The organism is Pedococcus sp. P2_F6 (assembly GCF_056403675.1).
In genome coordinates this window covers 223565-242913 of sequence record NZ_JBFUEZ010000004.1, presented here as the reverse complement: position 1 = coordinate 242913, position 19349 = coordinate 223565, and the positions used below count along the sequence as shown (strand labels likewise).

Annotated in this window: 16 protein-coding genes; 7 read left to right on the top strand and 9 right to left on the bottom strand. The window is 70.6% G+C overall.

The genetic code is table 11. The features are described from left to right. Nucleotides 1-105: 105 nt before the first annotated feature. Together AC1DWP_RS12675 and bar are read left to right on the top strand one after the other, a co-directional pair. Nucleotides 106-1080, top strand: a complete 975-nt coding sequence (locus AC1DWP_RS12675) for a carbamate kinase (RefSeq protein WP_477614829.1) — start codon at nt 106-108, stop codon at nt 1078-1080. A 5-nt stretch (nt 1081-1085) separates the two neighbouring features. Further along, the gene (bar, locus tag AC1DWP_RS12670) at nt 1086-2225 is read left to right on the top strand and encodes a barbiturase (RefSeq protein WP_477614828.1); all 1140 of its coding nucleotides are present in this window, start codon (nt 1086-1088) and stop codon (nt 2223-2225) included. A 203-nt stretch (nt 2226-2428) separates the two neighbouring features. Here the strand turns inward: bar and purH are convergent, their stop codons facing one another. The 3 genes from purH to AC1DWP_RS12655 form a co-directional block, all read right to left on the bottom strand. Further along, the gene (gene purH, locus AC1DWP_RS12665) at nt 2429-4066 is read right to left on the bottom strand and encodes a bifunctional phosphoribosylaminoimidazolecarboxamide formyltransferase/IMP cyclohydrolase (RefSeq protein WP_477614827.1); all 1638 of its coding nucleotides are present in this window, start codon (nt 4064-4066) and stop codon (nt 2429-2431) included. Next, nucleotides 4063-4674, bottom strand: coding sequence for a phosphoribosylglycinamide formyltransferase (gene purN, locus AC1DWP_RS12660; RefSeq protein WP_477614826.1), 612 nt, complete (start codon nt 4672-4674; stop codon nt 4063-4065). Before purN ends, purH begins: the two co-directional genes overlap by 4 nt. Nucleotides 4675-4743: 69 nt before the next feature. After that, entirely contained in the window at nt 4744-5979 is a 1236-nt protein-coding gene (locus AC1DWP_RS12655) for a cell division protein PerM (protein WP_477614825.1), read from the bottom strand. Between the two features lie 189 nt (nt 5980-6168). Between AC1DWP_RS12655 and AC1DWP_RS12650 the strand changes: the two genes are divergently transcribed. Continuing rightward, nucleotides 6169-6669, top strand: a complete 501-nt coding sequence (locus tag AC1DWP_RS12650) for an RNA polymerase sigma factor (protein WP_477614824.1) — start codon at nt 6169-6171, stop codon at nt 6667-6669. Further along, nucleotides 6662-8104: a hypothetical protein gene (locus tag AC1DWP_RS12645; RefSeq protein WP_477614823.1), complete on the top strand. Its 1443-nt coding sequence runs from the start codon at nt 6662-6664 to the stop codon at nt 8102-8104. The genes AC1DWP_RS12650 and AC1DWP_RS12645 overlap by 8 nt, the downstream gene beginning before the upstream one ends. Before the next feature lie 100 nt (nt 8105-8204). Here the strand turns inward: AC1DWP_RS12645 and sucD are convergent, their stop codons facing one another. The 4 genes from sucD to AC1DWP_RS12625 all read right to left on the bottom strand — a co-directional run bounded on the left by sucD (nt 8205) and on the right by AC1DWP_RS12625 (nt 12697). Continuing rightward, complete coding sequence (sucD, locus tag AC1DWP_RS12640; RefSeq protein WP_477614822.1) at nt 8205-9095, bottom strand: succinate--CoA ligase subunit alpha; 891 nt, start codon at nt 9093-9095, stop codon at nt 8205-8207. 19 nt (nt 9096-9114) lie between these two features. Next, the gene (gene sucC / locus AC1DWP_RS12635) at nt 9115-10302 is read right to left on the bottom strand and encodes an ADP-forming succinate--CoA ligase subunit beta (protein WP_477614821.1); all 1188 of its coding nucleotides are present in this window, start codon (nt 10300-10302) and stop codon (nt 9115-9117) included. Between the two features lie 181 nt (nt 10303-10483). Beyond that, entirely contained in the window at nt 10484-11503 is a 1020-nt protein-coding gene (locus AC1DWP_RS12630; RefSeq protein ID WP_477614820.1) for a DUF3048 domain-containing protein, read from the bottom strand. Between the two features lie 222 nt (nt 11504-11725). Further along, a complete protein-coding gene (locus AC1DWP_RS12625) occupies nt 11726-12697 on the bottom strand; it encodes a threonine dehydratase (RefSeq protein WP_477614819.1) in 972 nt (323 codons plus the stop codon). A gap of 60 nt (nt 12698-12757) precedes the next feature. Between AC1DWP_RS12625 and AC1DWP_RS12620 the strand changes: the two genes are divergently transcribed. Continuing rightward, the gene (locus AC1DWP_RS12620; protein WP_477614818.1) at nt 12758-13246 is read left to right on the top strand and encodes a hypothetical protein; all 489 of its coding nucleotides are present in this window, start codon (nt 12758-12760) and stop codon (nt 13244-13246) included. Between the two features lie 110 nt (nt 13247-13356). Here AC1DWP_RS12620 and AC1DWP_RS12615 read toward each other — a convergent pair whose 3' ends face one another. Further along, nucleotides 13357-15420, bottom strand: a complete 2064-nt coding sequence (locus AC1DWP_RS12615) for a M4 family metallopeptidase (RefSeq protein WP_477614817.1) — start codon at nt 15418-15420, stop codon at nt 13357-13359. Between the two features lie 459 nt (nt 15421-15879). Here AC1DWP_RS12615 and AC1DWP_RS12610 point away from each other — a divergent pair, with 459 nt between their 5' ends. After that, complete coding sequence (locus tag AC1DWP_RS12610) at nt 15880-17787, top strand: CocE/NonD family hydrolase (RefSeq protein ID WP_477614816.1); 1908 nt, start codon at nt 15880-15882, stop codon at nt 17785-17787. 38 nt (nt 17788-17825) lie between these two features. Here AC1DWP_RS12610 and AC1DWP_RS12605 read toward each other — a convergent pair whose 3' ends face one another. Next, nucleotides 17826-18236, bottom strand: coding sequence for a cobalamin B12-binding domain-containing protein (locus AC1DWP_RS12605; RefSeq protein WP_477614815.1), 411 nt, complete (start codon nt 18234-18236; stop codon nt 17826-17828). 191 nt (nt 18237-18427) lie between these two features. Here AC1DWP_RS12605 and AC1DWP_RS12600 point away from each other — a divergent pair, with 191 nt between their 5' ends. After that, a complete protein-coding gene (locus AC1DWP_RS12600; RefSeq protein WP_477614814.1) occupies nt 18428-19345 on the top strand; it encodes an alpha/beta fold hydrolase in 918 nt (305 codons plus the stop codon). Nucleotides 19346-19349 lie beyond the last annotated feature (4 nt).

Here is a 19349-nt window from a genome sequence, read left to right as displayed (position 1 = left end):
TGAACACATCTGCCAAGGCGGGTCCGGCCATTGGGCAGGTCCTGCCAACGTCATCGGCCGTCGCGGATCCCTAGGCTCGCCGCACGGACGACGAACGGAGGTGGCATGCGGGTCCTGATCGCGCTCGGCGGCAACGCCATGACCGGTCCCGACGGCAGCGCCACCCCCCAGGCCCAGCGGGAGGCCATCGGGCGGGCGATGGGACACGTCGCCACGGTCGTCGCGGCGGGCCACGAGGTCGTCCTCACCCACGGAAACGGCCCGCAGGTCGGCAACCTGCTCGTCAAGAACGAGCTCGCGGCCAACGTCGTCCCACCCGTCCCGCTCGACTGGTGCGGCGCGCAGACGCAGGGAACCATCGGGTTCACCATCCTCGACACGCTCGAGCCGGCTCTCGCCGCACGGGGGCTGAACCACCCCGTCGCTGCCCTCGTGACCCGCACGCTGGTCGATCCCGACGACCCCGGTTTCGCCACGCCGACCAAGCCGATCGGCCGCTTCCTGCCCTACGACCAGGCCCGGCCGCTCATCGAGCACGGCGAGACCTGGGAGGACCGCGGCGACAAGGGATGGCGTCGCGTCGTAGCCTCACCCGCGCCCGTCGAGGTCCTCGAGACCCACACCCTGCTCACCCTCCTGCACGCGGGCTACGTCGTCGTCGCGGCTGGGGGCGGCGGCATACCCGTGGTGCGTGACGCGGACGGCACCGTCCGCGGTGTCGAGGCAGTCATCGACAAGGACCTCACGGCAGCGGTGCTCGCCCGCGCCATCGGCGCCGACGCGCTCGTCATCGCGACCGACGTCGAGAACGCCGTCCTCGACTTCGGGACACCGCAGGCGCGAGCCGTCGGCCGCGTCACCCTCGCCGAGATGGAGGGGTATGCCGCGGACGGCCAGTTCGCGTCCGGCTCGATGGGTCCCAAGGTCGAGGCCGCCATGCGGTTCGTGCGTGACGGCGGTGGGCGCAGCGTCATCACCGCCCTCGACCGCATCGCTGACGCGCTCTCCGGCGAGGTCGGCACCGTGGTGACCGACCGGCATACCGAATCGTCAACAACCGCAACGTCATCAGGAAGGTAACTCCCGTGCCCGAGCCCATTGAGGTCCGTAAGGTCCCGATCCACAGTGTGTCCGACGCGAGCGAGCTGGCCAAGCTCATCGACGACGGGGTGATGGACGCCAGCCGGGTCATCGCCATCATCGGCAAGACCGAGGGCAACGGCGGGGTCAACGACTACACCCGCATCATCGCCGACCGTGCCTTCCGCGAGGTGCTGGTCGCGAAGGGCGCACCATCCGACCAGGTGAAGCAGGTGCCGATCGTCTGGTCCGGTGGGACCGACGGGATCATCAGCCCGCACGCGACCATCTTCGCGACCGTCCCGGCCGACCAGGCCGAGCAGTCCGACGAGGCGCGGCTGACGGTCGGGTTCGCGATGAGCGAGCCGATCCTGCCCGAGGAGATCGGCTACACGGGCATGATCGAGAAGGTCGCCGCGGCCGTGCGGGTCGCGATGGACAAGGCCGGCATCACCGACCCCGCCGACGTCCACTACGTGCAGACCAAGACCCCGCTGCTCACCATCCACACCATTCGCGACGCGGAGTCCCGCGGCAAGTCCGTCTGGACGCACCACACCCACGAGTCGATGGACCTGTCCAACGGCACGACCGGTCTGGGCATCGCGGTGGCGCTCGGCGAGATCGAGATGCCGACCAACGAGGACGTGATGAACAACCGCTCGCTGTTCTCCGCGGTCGCCTCGTGCTCCTCGGGTGTCGAGCTCGACCAGGCGCAGGTCGTGGTGGTGGGCAACACCAAGGGGATCGGCGGTCGCTACCGCATCGGCCACTCGGTGATGCGCGACGCCCTCGACGCCGACGGCATCTGGGCCGCCATCAAGGACGCTGGCCTCGACCTGCCCGACCGCCCGCACACGAGCGACATCCAGGGTCGACTGGTCAACGTGTTCCTCAAGTGCGAGGTCAGCCAGGACGGCGCCGTGCGAGGTCGCCGCAACGCCATGCTGGACGACTCCGACGTGCACTGGCACCGCCAGATCAAGTCGGCCGTCGGCGGCGTCACCGCGTCGGTCACCGGCGACCCGGCAGTCTTCGTCTCGGTGTCGGCCGCGCACCAGGGACCCGACGGCGGCGGCCCCGTGGCCGCGATCGTCGACCTCGGTTCCGGCGAGCCCACGGGTTACCGCGCTCCCACCGCCTAAGACTCTCGCGCCCACCCGCACTTGTTGCCGCCTCGTCGTCACCGGAGGCCCCGATGCGGGGGTCAGTGACGACCTGGCGGCAACAAGTCGCCTACCCGCGGGACCTGTTGCCCCCTCGTCGTCACCGGAGGCCCCGCGAAGGGGGTCAGTGACGATCTGGCGGCAACACGTCGCCTAGTGGGAGGAGTCAGTGCGCGCTGTGGCTAGTGACTGAAGTGACGGGTGCCGGTGAAGTACATCGTCACGCCGGCGGCCTCGGCAGCTGCGACGACCTCCTCGTCGCGCACCGAGCCACCAGGCGCGACGACCGCACGCACCCCCGCGTCGAGCAGCACCTGCAGTCCGTCGGCGAAGGGGAAGAAGGCGTCGGACGCAGCGACCGCACCACGGGCCCGGTCGGCTCCGTCGGCGTTCGCCCGTGACACAGCGAGGTGGCACGAGTCCACCCGGTTGACCTGGCCCATGCCGATGCCCACCGAGCCGCCGTCCTTGGCCAGCAGGATCGCGTTGGACTTCACCGCGCGCACGGCTCGCCAGGCGAACTGCAGGTCCGCGAGGGTCGACTCGTCGGCGGCCGCGCCAGCCACGAGCCGCCAGCGCGAGGCGTCGTCGCCACCGGGCGTCTCGCCTTCGACGACCGCGTCGATGCGGTCCGGCAGCTGCACGAGCAGCCCTCCGCTGATCGGCCGCGTCTCGATCGGGTCGCGGTGCGCCGCCATGTCTGCGGGGAGCTGGAGGAGGCGACGGTTCTTCTTCTCCCGCAACACCTCCAGCGCGTCGGCGTCGAACGACGGAGCCGCGATGACCTCGCTGAACGTCTCGTTCGCCGCGAGCGCCATCGCCTTGGTCACCGGCACGTTCGTGGCGATGATGCCCCCGTAGGCGGACACCGGGTCGCAGGCGTGAGCCGCGGCATACGCCTGCTCGACAGTGGCGCCCACGGCGATGCCGCAGGGGTTGGCGTGCTTGATGATCGCCACCGTGGGCTGGTCGCCGTGGTCGAAGGCAGCGCGGACAGCGGCGTCGGTGTCGATGTAGTTGTTGTAGGACATGTCCTTGCCGTGCAGCTGCTCCGCGGACGCCACGCCGGGACGCCAGTGCGTGTAGAGGGCGGCCGGCTGGTGCGGGTTCTCGCCGTAACGCAGCACGTTGGCCCGCTGGAACGTGGCGCCCGTCCACGCGGGGAAGCCGGTGCCGTCGGAGGTGTCGGTGTAGGCGTTGCCCATCCAGTTCGCGACCGCGTTGTCGTAGTCAGCGGTGTGCACGAACGCCTGGGCCGCCAACCGCTTGCGCTCGCTGAGCGTGAACCCCCCGCCCGCGACCGCTGCAAGAACTGCCGGGTATGCCGCGGGGTCGGTGATGACGGCCACGCTCGGGTGGTTCTTGGCCGCGGCCCGCACCATCGAGGGTCCGCCGATGTCGATCTGCTCGATGACCTCGTCAGGTCCGGCGCCAGACGCGACGGTCTCGCGGAACGGGTAGAGGTTCACGACGACGAGCTCGAACGGCTCGACCTCCAGCTCGGCGAGCTGGCTCAGGTGGTCGGCCTTGCGCGTGTCGGCGAGGATCCCGGCGTGAACGCGAGGGTGCAGGGTCTTGACCCGGCCCTCGAGGCACTCGGGGAATCCGGTCAGGTCCTCGACCTTGGTGACCGGGAGGCCGAGGCCCTCGATGAGGGCGGCCGAACCACCGGTCGACACCAGCGAGACCCCGGCCTCGTGCAGCCCTCGGGCCAGCTCCTCCAGTCCGGTCTTGTCATAGACCGAGATCAGCGCCCGGCGGATCGGCCGGCGCCCGGGGTCCGGGGCATCGGTGGTGGGGGTGGTGGACTGCTCGGTCACGGGATGGTGGCCTTCCCATCGGAAACGGTGATTCCTTCGCGGGCCGCGCGGCCCACGACCTGGACGAGCAGCGGGTGCTCGACAGCTTTGATGCGCTCGTGGAGGGTGTCCTCGGTGTCGTCGGCAAGGACGTCCACCGCCGCCTGGGCGAGCACCGGTCCGGTGTCTATCCCCGCGTCCACGACGTGCACGGTGCAGCCGGTTTGCGCAACTCCGGCCGCGAGCGCGTCGCGAACCGCGTGGGCGCCGGGGAACGCCGGCAGGAGGGCGGGGTGGGTGTTGATCACGGTCCAGCGGCCGAGGACGGCCGGGCCGAGCAGCTTCATGAAGCCTGCGGACACGACGAAGGCCGGACCGTGGTCGCCGATCCGCTCCGCCAGCGCGGCATCCCAGTCGGCGCGCGAGTCGTGGTCCTCGACGCGGCATACGAAGGTGGGGATGCCCACGGCCGCCGCGCGGTGCAGGCCGCTGATGCCCGCGCGATCCGCGCCCACCGCGAGGATCCGGACGCCATAGGCCGGCTCGGCCGCGGCGTCGATGATCGCCTGGAGGTTGGTGCCCGACCCGGAGACCAGGACGACGATCCCGGTGGGCTCAGGCGCAGTCACGGTCAGGAACGATACCGACCGCCCCCGCAGCCGTGGTCACCGCGTCCATCCACAGGGCGACGGGCAGGGTCAGCCTCGGAGCTTCCACCGGTCCCAGGCGAGAACCAGTGACGCGCCGGCGCCGAACTCGACCAGCAGCGCGAGGGTCAGCATCCCGGCCGGTGCCCCGATGTCGGAAAGCCGCGCGAGCCCGAGCGAACCGCCACCCAGGACGTCGAGCAGTCCCATCGCCCCCGCGGCCACCACCACGGCCGTGCCGGTGACGGTGAGCTTCGTGCGCTCGGTCGAGAGGCGGGCCACCGCGCGCAGTGAACGCCAGCCGATGAAGGCACCGGTCGCGACCGGCAGGAGGACCACGAGGGGAAGCAGGCCCGGAAAGGCACCCGGCTGGGGCAGTGCCCCGAACACCGGCACCATCGGCAACAGGGAGGTGCGGCTGCCCGTCCAGGTCGCCGAGGCGCCCTCCACCGCGGAGAACCCCGTGCCGGCGACGAACGACACTGCCCAGAGAGCCAGGTTGGGGAGCACGGACAGCTGGGCGACGACCAGGACCGCGCCACCGATGACGCCGGGAGCCAGCTCACCCTGGAGGTGGCTCACCTGGTCGAAGTGGAGCACCACGAAGAGCACACACAGCGCCATGCCGATCCCCAGCATCGTGGCGGCACCTTCCAGCCCCGGGCGCACCGCGCGTCGCACGGCATCGGGGAACCACGAGGGTCGGCCCAGACCGGGTCCGGCGAGCTCGGGTCGCCCCTTGACCAGCCTGGCCAGTGCGGTCGTGGCGGAGAGGGTGGGCACGAAGAGCACGGGAAGGACGAGCGTCCACGCGACCGGGCTCGGACCCGCCAGGAACGCGACGAGGACCCACAGCAGCGCGCAGGCGGCATACCCGGCGGTCCAGGCACCGAGGGCGAAGGCGACAGGGCCGTGAACGGTGTCCCGGACGAGGCGGATGGTGCGCGCCTCGGCGGCCTCACGGGCCGCACGTCCGGCGGCCCACGAGCCGATCACGACGCTCACGCCGAAGGCGAGCAGGGGGACCACGGTCACGTGCGCGACACCGAGGGTCAGGTGCGCGCCGCCGGCCAGCAGCCACAGGCTCGCGCCGACGCCCAGGGAGGTGGTCCACGACACGGTGCTCTCGGGCGCGGCCACCCAGACGAGCAGCGCCGGCAGGACGAAGACGGCCGCCGAACCTGCCGCCGCCAGCGCCCCGGCCACCAGGGCCCGCCGGTGCGCGACGAGGCCTGGCGCGCCGTCGGTCGACGAGGTGCCCCCACGCAGTAGTTCCATCACAGTCATCGCTGCTCCATCGTCGCGGACCGGGACGACGCAGCCGTCGTGCAACGCCGAACACCCCGGAGAAATGTCCGAACGCGCCGCAACCCAACCTCGCGCGAGCGCGTCTGCTGCGGTGTGATGGCCCCAGCGGTTCCGATGGGCGCTGAAGTGCCGACGGGCACTGCAGTACCGACCAGACAGGGGGTGTCGATGGGCGCGCAGTCCGCCGAGGCGGAGTTCGACGCGTTCTACCGCGACACCGCCCGCCGGGTCGTGCACCTCGTCTATGCCTTCACCGGTGACCTCACCGTGGCCCAGGACTCCACCCAGGAGGCCTACGCCCGCGCCTGGCAGCAGTGGTCCACCGTGCGCACGCACGACGACCCGCTCGCCTGGGTGCGCACCGTCGCTCGACGGATCGCCATCTCCGGGTGGCGCAAGAAGTCCAGCCAGGACCGCGCCCACGAACGCCACGGCGCCCACGACACCACGGGCCCGCCGACCGAGGACAGGGTCGCGGTCGTGACGGCACTGCGGACGCTGCCCGACCCGGTCCGTGAAGCCGTGACCCTGTACTACATCGGCGACCTGTCCATCGACCAGATCGCCCACGAGACCAACACCCCCGCAGGCACCGTCAAGGCGCGCCTGCACCGGGGCCGCGCACAGCTCGCGCAGGCCCTGCGGCACGAGGAGAACCCCCATGGCTGAGCACGACGACTGGACGGCGGAGCACGACGCCCGGCTGCGGGCTGCCTTGACGTCGCTGCGCGCCGACGTCGAAGCCGCACCCCTGCCCGACGTCCGTTTCGTCAGGGCAAGGGGTATGGCGCGGCGTCGCCAGCGGCAGCTCACGTGGACGGCGGCTGCTGCCGCGGCAGCGGTGGTGGTCGGGACGGTGGGCTACTCCCAGTTCGGTCGCGAGGCCGCAAGCCCGCTGGTGCCGGCGACGCGCAGCGCCACGACCAGCGCCTCCTCCTCCCCTACGACCACGAGCAGTCTCGACGTCCCAGGCGTCCTGCCTGTCGCCAACGAGTGGCAGGAGTCGCTGCAGCTGCCCGTTGGCTCGGTGACGGTCACGCCGATCACCAAGGGCGGTGGGGTCGAGTGCGGCGACGCACTGGGCAAGGCGACTCGCCAGGAGTCGGCCACCCAGGCCAACTCCCCGGTGTCCGGCGCCGCGACCTACTGGCAGTACGACGGAAAGGGCGACCTCAAGGACCAGGTCGTTGCGCTCGAGCAGAGCGTGCCGAAGTGCCAGGCGGGACCGGGGTTCAAGGTCACGCCCGGGCTGGTCGGCGATGTCTCGGTCTACAGCTATGCGACGACCGACGCCGGTTCAGGCTGGTTCGCCGTCGCCGGGGGTACTGCTGGCGTGACCCTGCTCCAGGTGATCGACCCAGCGTTCAACGACGTCTCGCTCGGAGGTTTCACCGAGGACGAGGTGGCCACGCTCGCGCGCATCGCCCAGGCACGACTCGACCGCTACGCCGCCGCGGGCCCGTCGCCGACCACCACAGTGCCCAGCGGCCCCGGCGCGAAGGCGATCAACGAGCAGATGCCCGTCGCCGGCGCCGACCCACTCCCCTCGTCCGACTTGTTCGTCGCAGCCTCCCAGTGGACGTCGGCGCGGTTCGCGGCGGGCGCTCCCGCCTACGCCGGGGCGGCTGGGTCGGCGGCCGATCTGGGTGGCATCGGCGTGTTCTGTGAGACCGACGACTACCTGTCCGGCATCGGGGGCCAGTTCGGAGTAGTCGAGCTCCGGGCCGGAAGGGGCGACGCGAACGTGATCGGACACCAGCGGGTGCGCGTCGACCAGTCGGCCGACCCAGGCGCTCGCAAGGCGTGGGCGAAGGACCAGGTGTCGCAGGAGCAGTCACTGCGGGCCAAGGGGTGCACCGAGGCCGACGGCAAGGTCACCGCGACGCGCGGGCCGCATGCCGGCACCTTCCTGCTGACCAAGAAGGTCACCGGCGACGCCACCGGCACGGCCTATCGCTGGGTCGGCACCACGACCATGACGACGCCCGGCGCCATGACGACTGTCGTCTTCCACGGGACGAGCGACGGCCAAGGCTTCCAGGGCACGGCGGCCCAGGGCTTCGCGGAACTCGACCGGCTGCTCGCCCTGGCCCGCCAGAAGTAGCCGCCCACGCGGCATACCGCGGACTGCTCCACGACCTGAACGCGACGACGGCCGCCACCCTCCGGGGTGACGGCCGTCGTGAACCTTGGTGCGGCAGAAGCTACTTCTGCAGACCCTGCATGATCTCGCGCATCAGGTCGGCGGTCGCGGACGGCGTCTTGCCGACCTTGACCCCGGCGGCCTCGAGGGCCTCCTGCTTGGCGGCAGCCGTGCCCGCCGAGCCCGACACGATGGCGCCGGCGTGGCCCATCGTCTTGCCCTCGGGCGCGGTGAAGCCGGCGACGTAGCCGACGACCGGCTTGGTCACGTGGTCCTTGATGTAGGCCGCTGCCCGCTCCTCGGCGTCGCCGCCGATCTCGCCGATCATGACGATCGCGTCGGTGTCGGGGTCCTTCTCGAACGCCTCGAGGCAGTCGATGTGGGTGGTGCCGATGATCGGGTCACCGCCGATGCCGACGGCCGTGGAGAAGCCGAACTCGCGCAGCTCGAACATCATCTGGTAGGTCAGCGTGCCCGACTTCGAGACCAGGCCGATGCGTCCCGCGCCCGCGATGTTGGCGGGGATGATGCCGGCGTTGGACTTGCCGGGGCTGATCAGACCCGGGCAGTTGGGCCCCACGATGCGGGTCACCTTGCCGAGCGAGTAGTTGTAGAACTCCGCGGAGTCCTTGACCGCGATGCCCTCGGTGATGACCACCGCGAGCGGGATCTGCGCGTCGATCGCCTCGACGACGGCCGACTTGGCGAAGGCCGGGGGCACGAAGATGACCGACGCGTTGGCACCGGTCTCCGCGATGGCCTCGGCCACGGTCCCGAACACGGGCACCGAGATGCCACCGTCGAAGTCGACGGACGTGCCCGCCTTGCGCGGGTTGACGCCGCCGACGATCTGGGTGCCGGAGGCGAGCATGCGCTGCGTGTGCTTCATGCCCTCGGAGCCGGTCATGCCCTGGACGATGACCTTGGAGTTCTCGTCGAGAAAAATAGCCATTGGTATGCCGTTCCTTCGGTCAGTTCGTCGCGGCCGAAGCCAGCTCGGCGGCCTTGCGGGCCGCGCCGTCCATGGTCTCTTCGATGGTCACCAGCGGGTGGTTGGCCTCGGCGAGGATGCGCCGGCCCTCCTCCACGTTGTTGCCGTCCAGCCGGACGACCAGCGGCTTGGTGGCCTCGTCGCCGAGGTTCTGCAGCGCGCCGACGATGCCGTTGGCCACCGCGTCGCAGGAGGTGATGCCGCCGAACACGTTGACGAATACCGACTTCACCTGCTCGTCGCCGAGGATGATGTGCAGCCCGTTGGCCATCACCTCGGCCGAGGCGCCACCACCGATGTCGAGGAAGTTGGCCGGCTTGGGCTGGCCCGGGAACTCCTCGCCGGCGTAGGCGACCACGTCGAGGGTGGACATGACCAGCCCGGCGCCGTTGCCGATGATGCCGACCGAGCCGTCGAGCTTGACGTAGTTGAGGTTCTTCTCCTTGGCGGCGGCCTCGAGCGGGTCGGCCGCGGCCTTGTCCTCGAGGGCCTCGTGGTCGGGGTGGCGGAAGCCGGCGTTCTCGTCGAGCGTCACCTTGCCGTCCAGCGCGACGATGTCGCCGTCCACCGTCTTGACCAGCGGGTTGACCTCGACCAGCGTGGCGTCCTCGTCGCGGTAGACGGTCCACAGAGACTGCAGGACCGGCACGATCTTGGCGCCGGTCTCCTCGTCGAAGCCGGCCGCCGCCACGATCTCGCGTGCCTTGGCCTCGTCGATGCCGGTGTTGGGGTCGACCGCGAGCCGGGCCAGCGCTTCCGGGCGCTCGACGGCCAGCTGCTCGATCTCCATGCCGCCCTCCTTGCTGCACATCGCAAGGTAGGTGCGGTTGGCCCGGTCGAGCAGGATCGAGAAGTAGTACTCCTCGGCGATCTGCGCGCCCTGGGCGATCATCACGGTGCCCACGGTGTGGCCCTTGATGTCCATGCCCAATATCGCTTCGGCCGCCTCGACCGCTTCATCAACGGTCTTGGCGACCTTGACGCCGCCGGCCTTGCCTCGGCCACCGGTCTTGACCTGCGCCTTGACGACGGTCACGCCGCCGCTCTTGGGACCGATCTCCTCGGCGGCCGCGCGGGCCTGCTCCGGAGTGGTGGCGGTGGCGCCGGCGAGCACCGGCACGCCGTGCGCCTCGAACATGTCTCGGGCCTGGTATTCGAACAGATCCACGTCTGACGTCCTCGTCTACGGATGGGTTTGGTTCGACGCCGAGACTAGCCCTGTAGGGACCGGCTGGCTCCCTCGGGTGCAGCCCCGTGGGCCCAATGGGACCAATCTCACCATCAGCGGTGGGTATGCCCCGGGCGGCCGGTCTGCGGCACAGGCACCGCTCGGCGTGGCCTCGCCCTGCTCAGCGGACGGTGACGGCCTGCCCGGGCGCGACGAGGAGCACCCAGACGGGACCCTTCGGGTTGAAGGTGAGCGGCTGGGTGCCCACCGTGAACGAGGTGGGTGCCGTGAGGCCCTTGCGCGACCAGACGCCCTGCCACGACGTGCCGTCCCGGAGGACCACCGCCTTGCCGGAGCCGACCACGTCGACGACCGGGGTGGGCTGGCCGTTGACGTCGCGGTTGCTGGACTTGTGCGTCGCGACGTACTGGACGACGACGGTGCCGGCGCCGTACTGGCGACCGCTCGGGCTGACATCGGGGCGGCCATCGGTGGTGACGAGGTACTGCTTGCGCTTGGCGTTCCACGTCAGGGTGACCTTGGAGGAGGGCCACCGGGCGGCGACCGAGGTGGCCGGCGTGCCACCCGTGGCTGCGGGCCCGTAGCGGAACCCGATGTCGGCGGGCCTGACGCTGCCCCCCGCCCTGGCGAGGAGCACCGTGGGGCTTCCGATCACGTTGTAGGGAGCCGGCCGCGAGCGATCACGGTGGTAGCCGCGCGCGCTCTGGTCGTAGCTGAGGTTGACCTGGCGACCCGCGTCGAGGATCCGCTTCGTGTACTCGGACGACCCGGAGAAGGCCAGCGCGACCTTCCCGTAGTTGGCCACGAGGTCGACGTCCGACTCCCGACCACTGCGGACCGGCCCCACCTCGGGCGGCAGCTTGCGGCTGAAAACGGCCAGGAGCCTCGTGAGCCCACCCTCGACCGGCTCGACGTAGACGACGTCGGCCACGTCGAGCCCGATCCGGGGGCGCGCGGCCGGGGTGTTGTCGATCTTGACGGCGAGCACCGGCCCTCCCGCAAGCATCGCTGGACCGGCAGTGCTCGGGGTGGACGTGGGTGTCACCGGCGTCGAGGCCCTGGTGGTCGCGGAGGTGCGCGCGGCGGGTTTGCCACCTGAGCACGCGGCTGTGAGCCCGATGAGCAGCACGGCGACTCCGGCGACCGCTGCGGTGCGTTGACGCTGAGCACGGGAGGGCATGTCCGCGACAATAGGGGCCCGGCCCCGGCCGGACGCGGCGACGCCCCGTAGCGGCCCGGTGCCGTGATGGCACCCGGCCGTTACCGCCCCGTCGATCCGTGGCGCCAGCGTCACGAATCGACGTGCTGCCACCGGTTCGGCGTTGATCCGTGGCGTCGAGGCCACAGCTCGACGCCGGCAGATCGCTCGCGCGGCGCGGTCGCGGCAGCGCTCAACGAGAGCTCAGGCCTCCGGCGTGCTCCCGGCCAGGACCGTGGTGAGGATGTCGGCGTCGCAGTTGCCTCCTGAGAGGATGACGCCGACCCGCCGGCCGCTCTGGGAGCCGCCCTCGGCAAGCAGGCCGGCCAGCGCGATGGCGCCGGAGGGCTCGGGCAGCTGGTGGGTGGTGCGGAGCAGGACCCGCATCGCCTCGGCCGTGTCGTCCTCCGACACCTGCAGGATGCGGGCAGCCCCCCGAACCATCTCGGCCACGGCGTCGGCCATGGGCGCACGGCAGGCCACCCCGTCGACGAAAGTGGCGGCCTCCGGTGTCGTGACGACCTCGCCCGCCGCGAAGGACAGGGCCGACGCGGGAGCCCGCTCGGACACCACCCCGACGATCTCGGTGGGCAGGCCCAGGAGGTCGCGCACCCCGATGAGGCCGCAGATACCCGAACCCATCCCCACTGGCACGTACACCGTGTCCAGCGGGCCGGCCGCGTCGAACAGCTCGAGCGCATAGGTGCCCACCCCCACGACCAGGTCGCGATGGTAGGGCGGGACGGCTTCGAGACCGAGCTCGGTCTCCAGGCCCATCGCGTGCTCGCGAGCCTCCTGGTAGTCGTGGCCGTGCACGATCAGCTCGGCGCCGAAACCCTGCATCGCGGCGTTCTTGTCCGGGCTGTTGCCCTCCGGCACCACGATGACGACGCGCAGCCCACCCGCCCGGCCGGCATACGCGAGGGACTGTCCGTGGTTGCCGCGCGTCGCCGAGACGAAGCCCTTGACCTGCGGGCGCTCGCGGGCGGCGCGGTCTGCGTAGACCAGCCCACCACGGACCTTGAAAGCGCCTGTCGGAGTGTGGTTTTCGTGCTTGACCCAGACCTCCTCGCCGACGTGCTCGCTCAGCAGCGGCCACTCGAGCTGCGGGGTCGCGGCGAAGTGGCGGCGCACGACGCTGGTCGCGGCGTCGAGCTCGGCTCGGGTGAAGGTCATGGGCGTGAGTCTGCCCGAGGTGCGTGACGACGACCGGCAAGTGTGGGCAGGATGTCCGGTATGCCGCGAACCGCACCCTTGTCTTTCCGCGCCACTGGCGGCCTGATCGGCCTGATCGGTCTGTCCCTCGCCCTGGTCGGCTGCGGGACCACGGACCCACGGATACCGGCCGCTCCCTCGCCGACCGTCACCGGCCGGGCGAGCTTTCCCCTGACGGTGAGCAGGCTCGGGGGGATCGCGGGCTTCTCGGACAGCCTCTCGATCCAGGACGACGGCGGGGTGCTGGCCACGACCAAGCAGGGAAAGGTCACCTGCACGATCGACAAGGCCAGCCTGGCCGTCCTCAACGAGGCAGCCCTCGAGATCCACGACACGGACACCCCCACCGGCTCACCGAGCACGGTCGCCGACCAGCTGGATGTGCTCTTCGGGGCGGGGACAGGACTCGTGCACCTCGGGGACGAACGCGTGGCACGGGCCGAACCCATCGTCAGCCAGCTCCTGGCCGACGTCACGGGTCCGGCCTCCCGCCGCAAGATCTGCACGTAGCCGACGCGAGGAAGCGGCAGGTCACGGACTGGAGGTTGCCCGCGACCTGCCGCTGGTCAGGAGGGAGCCGGGCCGGCGCTCAGGGGAACCGCCGACCCGACTCCGGTCCGCTAGCTGGTGGCCAGCGCGGTGTCGTCGACCACGAAGGACGTCTGCAGCGTGGAGTCCTCGTTCATGAGGAACTTCACCGTGATGGTCTTGCCCTTGTAGGCCGTGACGTTGAACGACTTCTGCGTGTAGGTCGCGTTCGTCCCCACGTTGGAGTACGTCGCCAGCGTCGTCGTCGTCGCGCCGTCGACCACCTGCACCTTCATCGTGTCGTATGCCGTGCTCCCCGACTCGGCGGTGTCGGTGCGGAGCCAGAACGACAGGGTTGCGGCCGTGACGGTCGACGGGATCGCCACGCTCTGCTGCACCGTCTCGGTCGAGGTGGAGCCGTTGCCACCGAGCCAGGCCTTCCAGCTGCCGGTCCGTGCCGGACGCCCGGTGTTGTTGGTGATCGGACCCGAGGTGCCGGTCCAGCTGACCGCACCGGACTCGAAGCCCGGGTTCAGCAGCAGGTTGCCACCGGTGGGCGGGGGCGTGGTGCCGCACGTGGCCGAGCCGGCCGGGACGGCGATGGCGGTGAAGGCCGCCTCGACCGACTTGCAGGTCTGGCTGGTCGCCCCGTAGAGCTCGATGGCGGAGTTGATCGCCCCGTTGCGCGCCGCGGCGTAGTTGCTGTTGCTGGTGAGCTTGGTCGAGAGGGTTCGGTACCAGACCTTCTCGATGTTGGCCCGACCGCCACCGGTCACGGCGGGGGCGGTGCCGCAGACCGGGCTGTTGTAGCTGACGCCGTTGATCGTCTTGGCGCCGCTGCCCTCGGAGGCGAGGTAGAACCAGTGGTTGAGCGGACCCGACGAGTAGTGCGGGTTGAGCTGCCCGAGGGTCGATGACCAGCAGTCCTTGGACGCGCCGTCCTTGCTGGGCTTGTCCATGTAGCGCAGCGGCGTCCCGTTGCCATTGATGTTGATCTCCTCGCCGATGAGGTAGTCGCCCGGGTCGCTCGGGTTGTTGGCGTAGAACTCGACGGCGGTGCCGAAGATGTCCGACGTCGCCTCGTTGAGGCCGCCCGCGTCACCGCTGTAGACCAAGCCGGCCGTGTTCTCCGTGACACCGTGGGACATCTCGTGGCCGGCCACGTCGATCTCGGTCAGCGGGGCCGCGTTGGCTGCGCCGTCGCCGTAGGACATCTGGGTGCCGTCCCAGAACGCGTTCTCCATCGCGTTGGCGAAGTGCACGCGGGAGGGAGCGCCGCGACCGTCGTTCCAGATGCCGTTCCGGCCCAGGATGTTCTTGTAGTAGTTGAACGTCGTCGTGGCGCCGTAGTGGGCGTCCACCGCGGCCGAGGCCCGGTCGGAGACGGCTCCGTTGCCCCAGAGGTCGTCAGAGTCGAGGAACAGGTCACCCGCCGGGCCGACACCGGTGTTGGGGTCGCCCAGGTTGTGGGCGTCCCGAGTGTTGTTGCCGTGGGTGTCGGTCAGCTCGTAGCCACCGCCGGTGTGCGCCTTGGTCTCGAGGGTCGCGTCGTAGAAGATGCCGTCGCCGGTGCCGGTCTGCACCTCGTCGTAGCTGATGAGGATGGCGCCGGACTTGGCGTCCACGAGGGTGTGCATCCGCGAGGGCACCTGGTCGGCCCGCACGCTCTTGACCAGTACGTCGTAGGCCAGGACGGGCTTGGCGCCGCCGGCCCACACGACCAGCTCACCGGACGGGGACTCCGTCTGCTTGCCGGCAGACCGACCCTCGGACACCGCCTTGCTCCGCGTCACCGTCGGGGTCGTCGAGGTGACGGCGACCTTCCCACTGGCGTTGTAGTGCACGCTCTTTTCCTGGCCGGCTGCGGTCTTCTCGACGATGAGGTCGCCACCCACGACCCGGAGGCCCTTGAAGGTGCGGTCGTAGCGGACGTGCTGCGTGCCGTCACGGTCGGTGAGGACGTTGCGCAGCACGAGCTTCTCGTCCTTGGAAAGGCCCAGCGCGGCGTGGTCCTGGTCAGCGCCGGACTGTGCGGAGGCGGCGCTGGCGACGTGGGTTGGCGCGGACTGTGGTGCGGCTGCCGCTGCGGACAGTGGTGTGGCCACTGCGGCTGCGACTGCGACGCCGAGTGCGGCGCCGGTGGACAGACGGATCACGAAAATCCTCTTCTCGGACATGCGCAGGTGTGTTGCCCGCGCTGCGTGTGGCGTCGAGTCCCCCTCCAGGGACGGCTCAGGGTTGCCGTGGGCCTCGCGCCGTGCTGACCTAACCGGCCGCCTGAAGAGCGGGTCAATGAAACTGGCGAAGACTTTGCCAAATGCGTGGGAACCCGCTGATTCGTACAGATACCAGGCACTTTTTCTCTGCCGTTGCCCAAGACGACGTCAGCCGTATGCCGTTGGCTCTCCTCGCGCGTCCACGTCGTGGATCGCTGCGCTCACCATGCGGACGCGCGGGCAAGCTCCCGGGCAGCCTCGCCCCGAGCCCGACGGGAGCCCTCGAGCAGGGTCGGAGCCAACCCAGCGACCCCGGAACGTAACCGGCCCGGCCACGGCGTCGTTGTCAGACCACTGCTGCGGCGCCACCCCGGCCCGCGCGCCCACCGTGGAGGCTCGATGTCGCGCCGCACCTCGTCCCAGATCCGGTCCGTCGCCGCGCTTGCGGCCGCAACCCTTGCGGGCCTAGGGCTCGTCGCGCCCGCCGCCGGACCCGCCGCCGCCGCGCCCGGCGCCGCCGCGGCCTCCACGCCGGACTCGGTCGACACCTACACCGGCCTGAAGTTCAGCGTCCCCGCGGGCAGCAACGACCTCGGACAGCCGCAGACCTGCACGATCGACGCGGACCTCTACAAGCCGCATTCCGCTAACCCCTCCGCGAGGGTGCCGGCCATCTTGACCACCAACGGGTTCGGCGGCAGCAAGGCCGACCAGGCAGGGCTGGGCGAGGCCTTCGCCAAGCGCGGCTACGCGGTGCTGTCCTACACCGGCCTCGGCTTCCCCGACAGCGGCTGCAAGATCTCGCTCGACGACCCCGGCGTGGACGGCGTCGCAGCCACCTCGTTGGTGACCTTCCTCGGGGGTGGCGGCTCCGCGGCATACACCTCATCGCAGGTGGGGGGCGCAGCTGGTGGGCCGGGGACGACGACCGTGGACTTCACGGTGCTCGACAACCCGGCCACCCACGACCCGCGGCTGGGCATGATCGGCGGGTCCTACGGTGGACAGATCCAGTTCGCTACTGCCGCAGTCGATTCCAGGGTTGACACGCTCGTCCCCCTGATCACGTGGAACGACCTGCGGTACTCCCTCGCGCCGAACAACACGAGCTTCACGAGGGGCGTGACCTATGCCAACTCTGCTCCGGGCACGGAGAAGATCGGCTGGACCGGGCTGTTCTTCGGCGTCGGCATCGCCGACGGGCTGCAGGGCGCCGCGATCGACCCGACCCGCAACGTCGGCTGCCCCAACTTCGTGCTCGAGGCCTGCGAGGCGAAGGCCACGCTGGACACCCTCGGGTACCCCACTCCGACGACGTTCGAGCTCACCGACCGCGTGTCGGTCGGCCACTACATCGACAGGGTGAAGGTGCCGACCTTCCTGATTCAGGGGGAGAACGACACCCTGTTCAACCTGCAGGAAGCCGCCTCGACCTACCGCTCGCTCAAGGCGCAGGGCGTGCCTGTGACCATGGCGTGGCAGTCCTGGGGCCACTCCGGGGGGACCGGCACGAACACCGGGGCCGCCCCGGGCGAGCTCGACCTGAGCGGGCAGCACATCGAGGACACCTACCTCGGCCTGCGCATCAAGAACTGGTTCGACCACTACCTCAAGGGCTCCAGCGTCTCGACCGGTCCGGTGTTCTCCTACTTCCGCGACTGGGTCGGCTACACGGGCAGCGCCGCTCCGGCCTACGCCAGCGCGGGCAGCTACCCGGTGGGCACGCGCAAGGCGCTCTACCTCTCGTCGGCCGACGAGCTGGTCTCGTCGAAGTCCTCGATCCTGCCCGGCTCGACGTCCTGGTCCAACCCGGGAGGGGGCGCAGCCGCGTCCTACAGCGAGGTCTCCGGGCTCGAGGGCCAGGTGGCGCTCCCCAGCGGCCTCAAGACACCGTTCGACACCCCCGGCACCTTCGGCGCCTGGTCGACACCGGCGCAGTCGAAGCCACTGACGATCGTCGGCGCTCCCACCCTGGACGTGCGCTTCGAGTCCCCCACCGTGGCGCTCAGCCAGTCGGTCGGCCCCAGCGGTCAGCTGCAGGTCTTCGCCAAGCTCTACGACGTCGCCCCTGACGGCTCGAAGACCTTGGTGCACAAACTGATCAGCCCGGTCCGCGTGGCCGACGTGACCCAGCCGGTGCACATCGAGCTGCCCGCGATCGTGCACCGGGTCGAGGCCGGCCACCGGCTCCAGCTGGTGCTCGCCAGCACCGATGCCGCCTACAAGAACGCGTATGCCGTGCAGCCGGTGACAGTGCGCGCGTCACCGCAGGCTCCGGCCACCCTCAGCCTGCCCGTGGTGCCCTGAGTCCCAGCATGCGCAGCGTCAGCCGCGAGTCAGGTGGGTCAGGCGTCCTCGTCGGGCCGGACCGCGCCGCGCACCCACGCCACGATCTCGGTCGTGGTGGCTCCCGGGGTGAAGACCTTGGCGACACCGATCTTCTCGAGCTCGGGGATGTCGGCCTCAGGGATGATGCCGCCGCCGAAGACGATGATGTCGGCGGCGTCGCGCTCCCTGAGGAGCTCCATCACCTTGGCGAAGAGGGTCATGTGCGCGCCCGAGAGGACCGACAGGCCCACCAGGTCGGCGTCCTCCTGGATGGCGGCCTCGACGATCTGCTCGGGCGTCTGGTGCAGCCCGGTGTAGACGACCTCCATGCCGGCGTCACGCAGGGCGCGCGCCACGACCTTCGCGCCACGGTCATGGCCGTCCAGTCCGGGCTTGGCCACGACGACGCGCAGGGGAGACTCAGTCATGGCCGCAGACTAGCCACTCCCGGTCGCAGACAGCGCCTCGGGTGGCGAACGCCACGGGCAGACACGCGGCAAACTTCGGCTGAACACACCATGGCCACCCCTCCAACCGCTACGTTCAGCTAGATATGTCGCAGAGCCTCCCGCGCCCTCACCGACCCGCCGCAGCACAGCGGCGCCCGTCGGCGCAGACGGTGCGCCCCGGCCTCCTCACCCGGGCGACGCGTGGCGTCCGGGCCGCCGCCGCGGCGGCCGACGACGTCGTCGGGGGCGCAGCCAGGGCCCTGGCCACTCCCACCGGAGCCCTGGGTGCCGCGGTCGAGGCGGCCTGGGTGACGACCCATCTCGCGCTCTACCCGTGGGGCCTCGTGGGCCGCCACGGACGCGACAGCCAGCTCGGCTTCGGGGTCGAGCACCTGCCCCCCATCCAGCGCGGCCTGCTCATCTCCGACGTCGAGGCGGCAGGCACGCCGATCCTGCTCGTGCACGGCATGGTGGACAACCGGTCGATCTTCACCCTGCTCAGGCTCGGCCTGCGTCGACGGGGCTTCGGCCGCGTGACGAGCATGAACTACTCCCCCTTCACCGCGGACGTGCGCGTGGCCGCTGCCCAGCTCGCCGAGGAGGTCGAGGCCCTCGTGGCCGAGACCGGCTACGAGCGGATCCACGTCGTCGGCCACTCGATGGGCGGCCTGATCGCCCGCTACTACGTCACCCGGCTGGGCGGCGACGAGCGCGTCCACACGCTCGTGACGCTGGGAACGCCCCACCAGGGCACCTACACGGCATACGGATGGCACAACCAGCTGACCCGTCAGCTGCGCCCGGGAAGCGGGTTGATGCGCGAGCTGGACCAGCCGGTGCCCGACTGCCGCACGAGGTTCGTCGTGTACTGGTCCGACCTCGACCAGATGGTCTTCCCGCAGCGCAACGCCGCCCTGACCCACCCCGACCTACAGGCCCGCAACATCGACCTGCACGGCGTCGGCCACATGTCGCTGCCCATCATCGGGAGCGTCGTCCACGGCATCTCGAGCACGCTGGCGCACCTGGACTCCGAGGGGCACACCCTCACCCCTGGCGTCACCGAGCTGCGACGGCGTAGCTCCTGAGGGC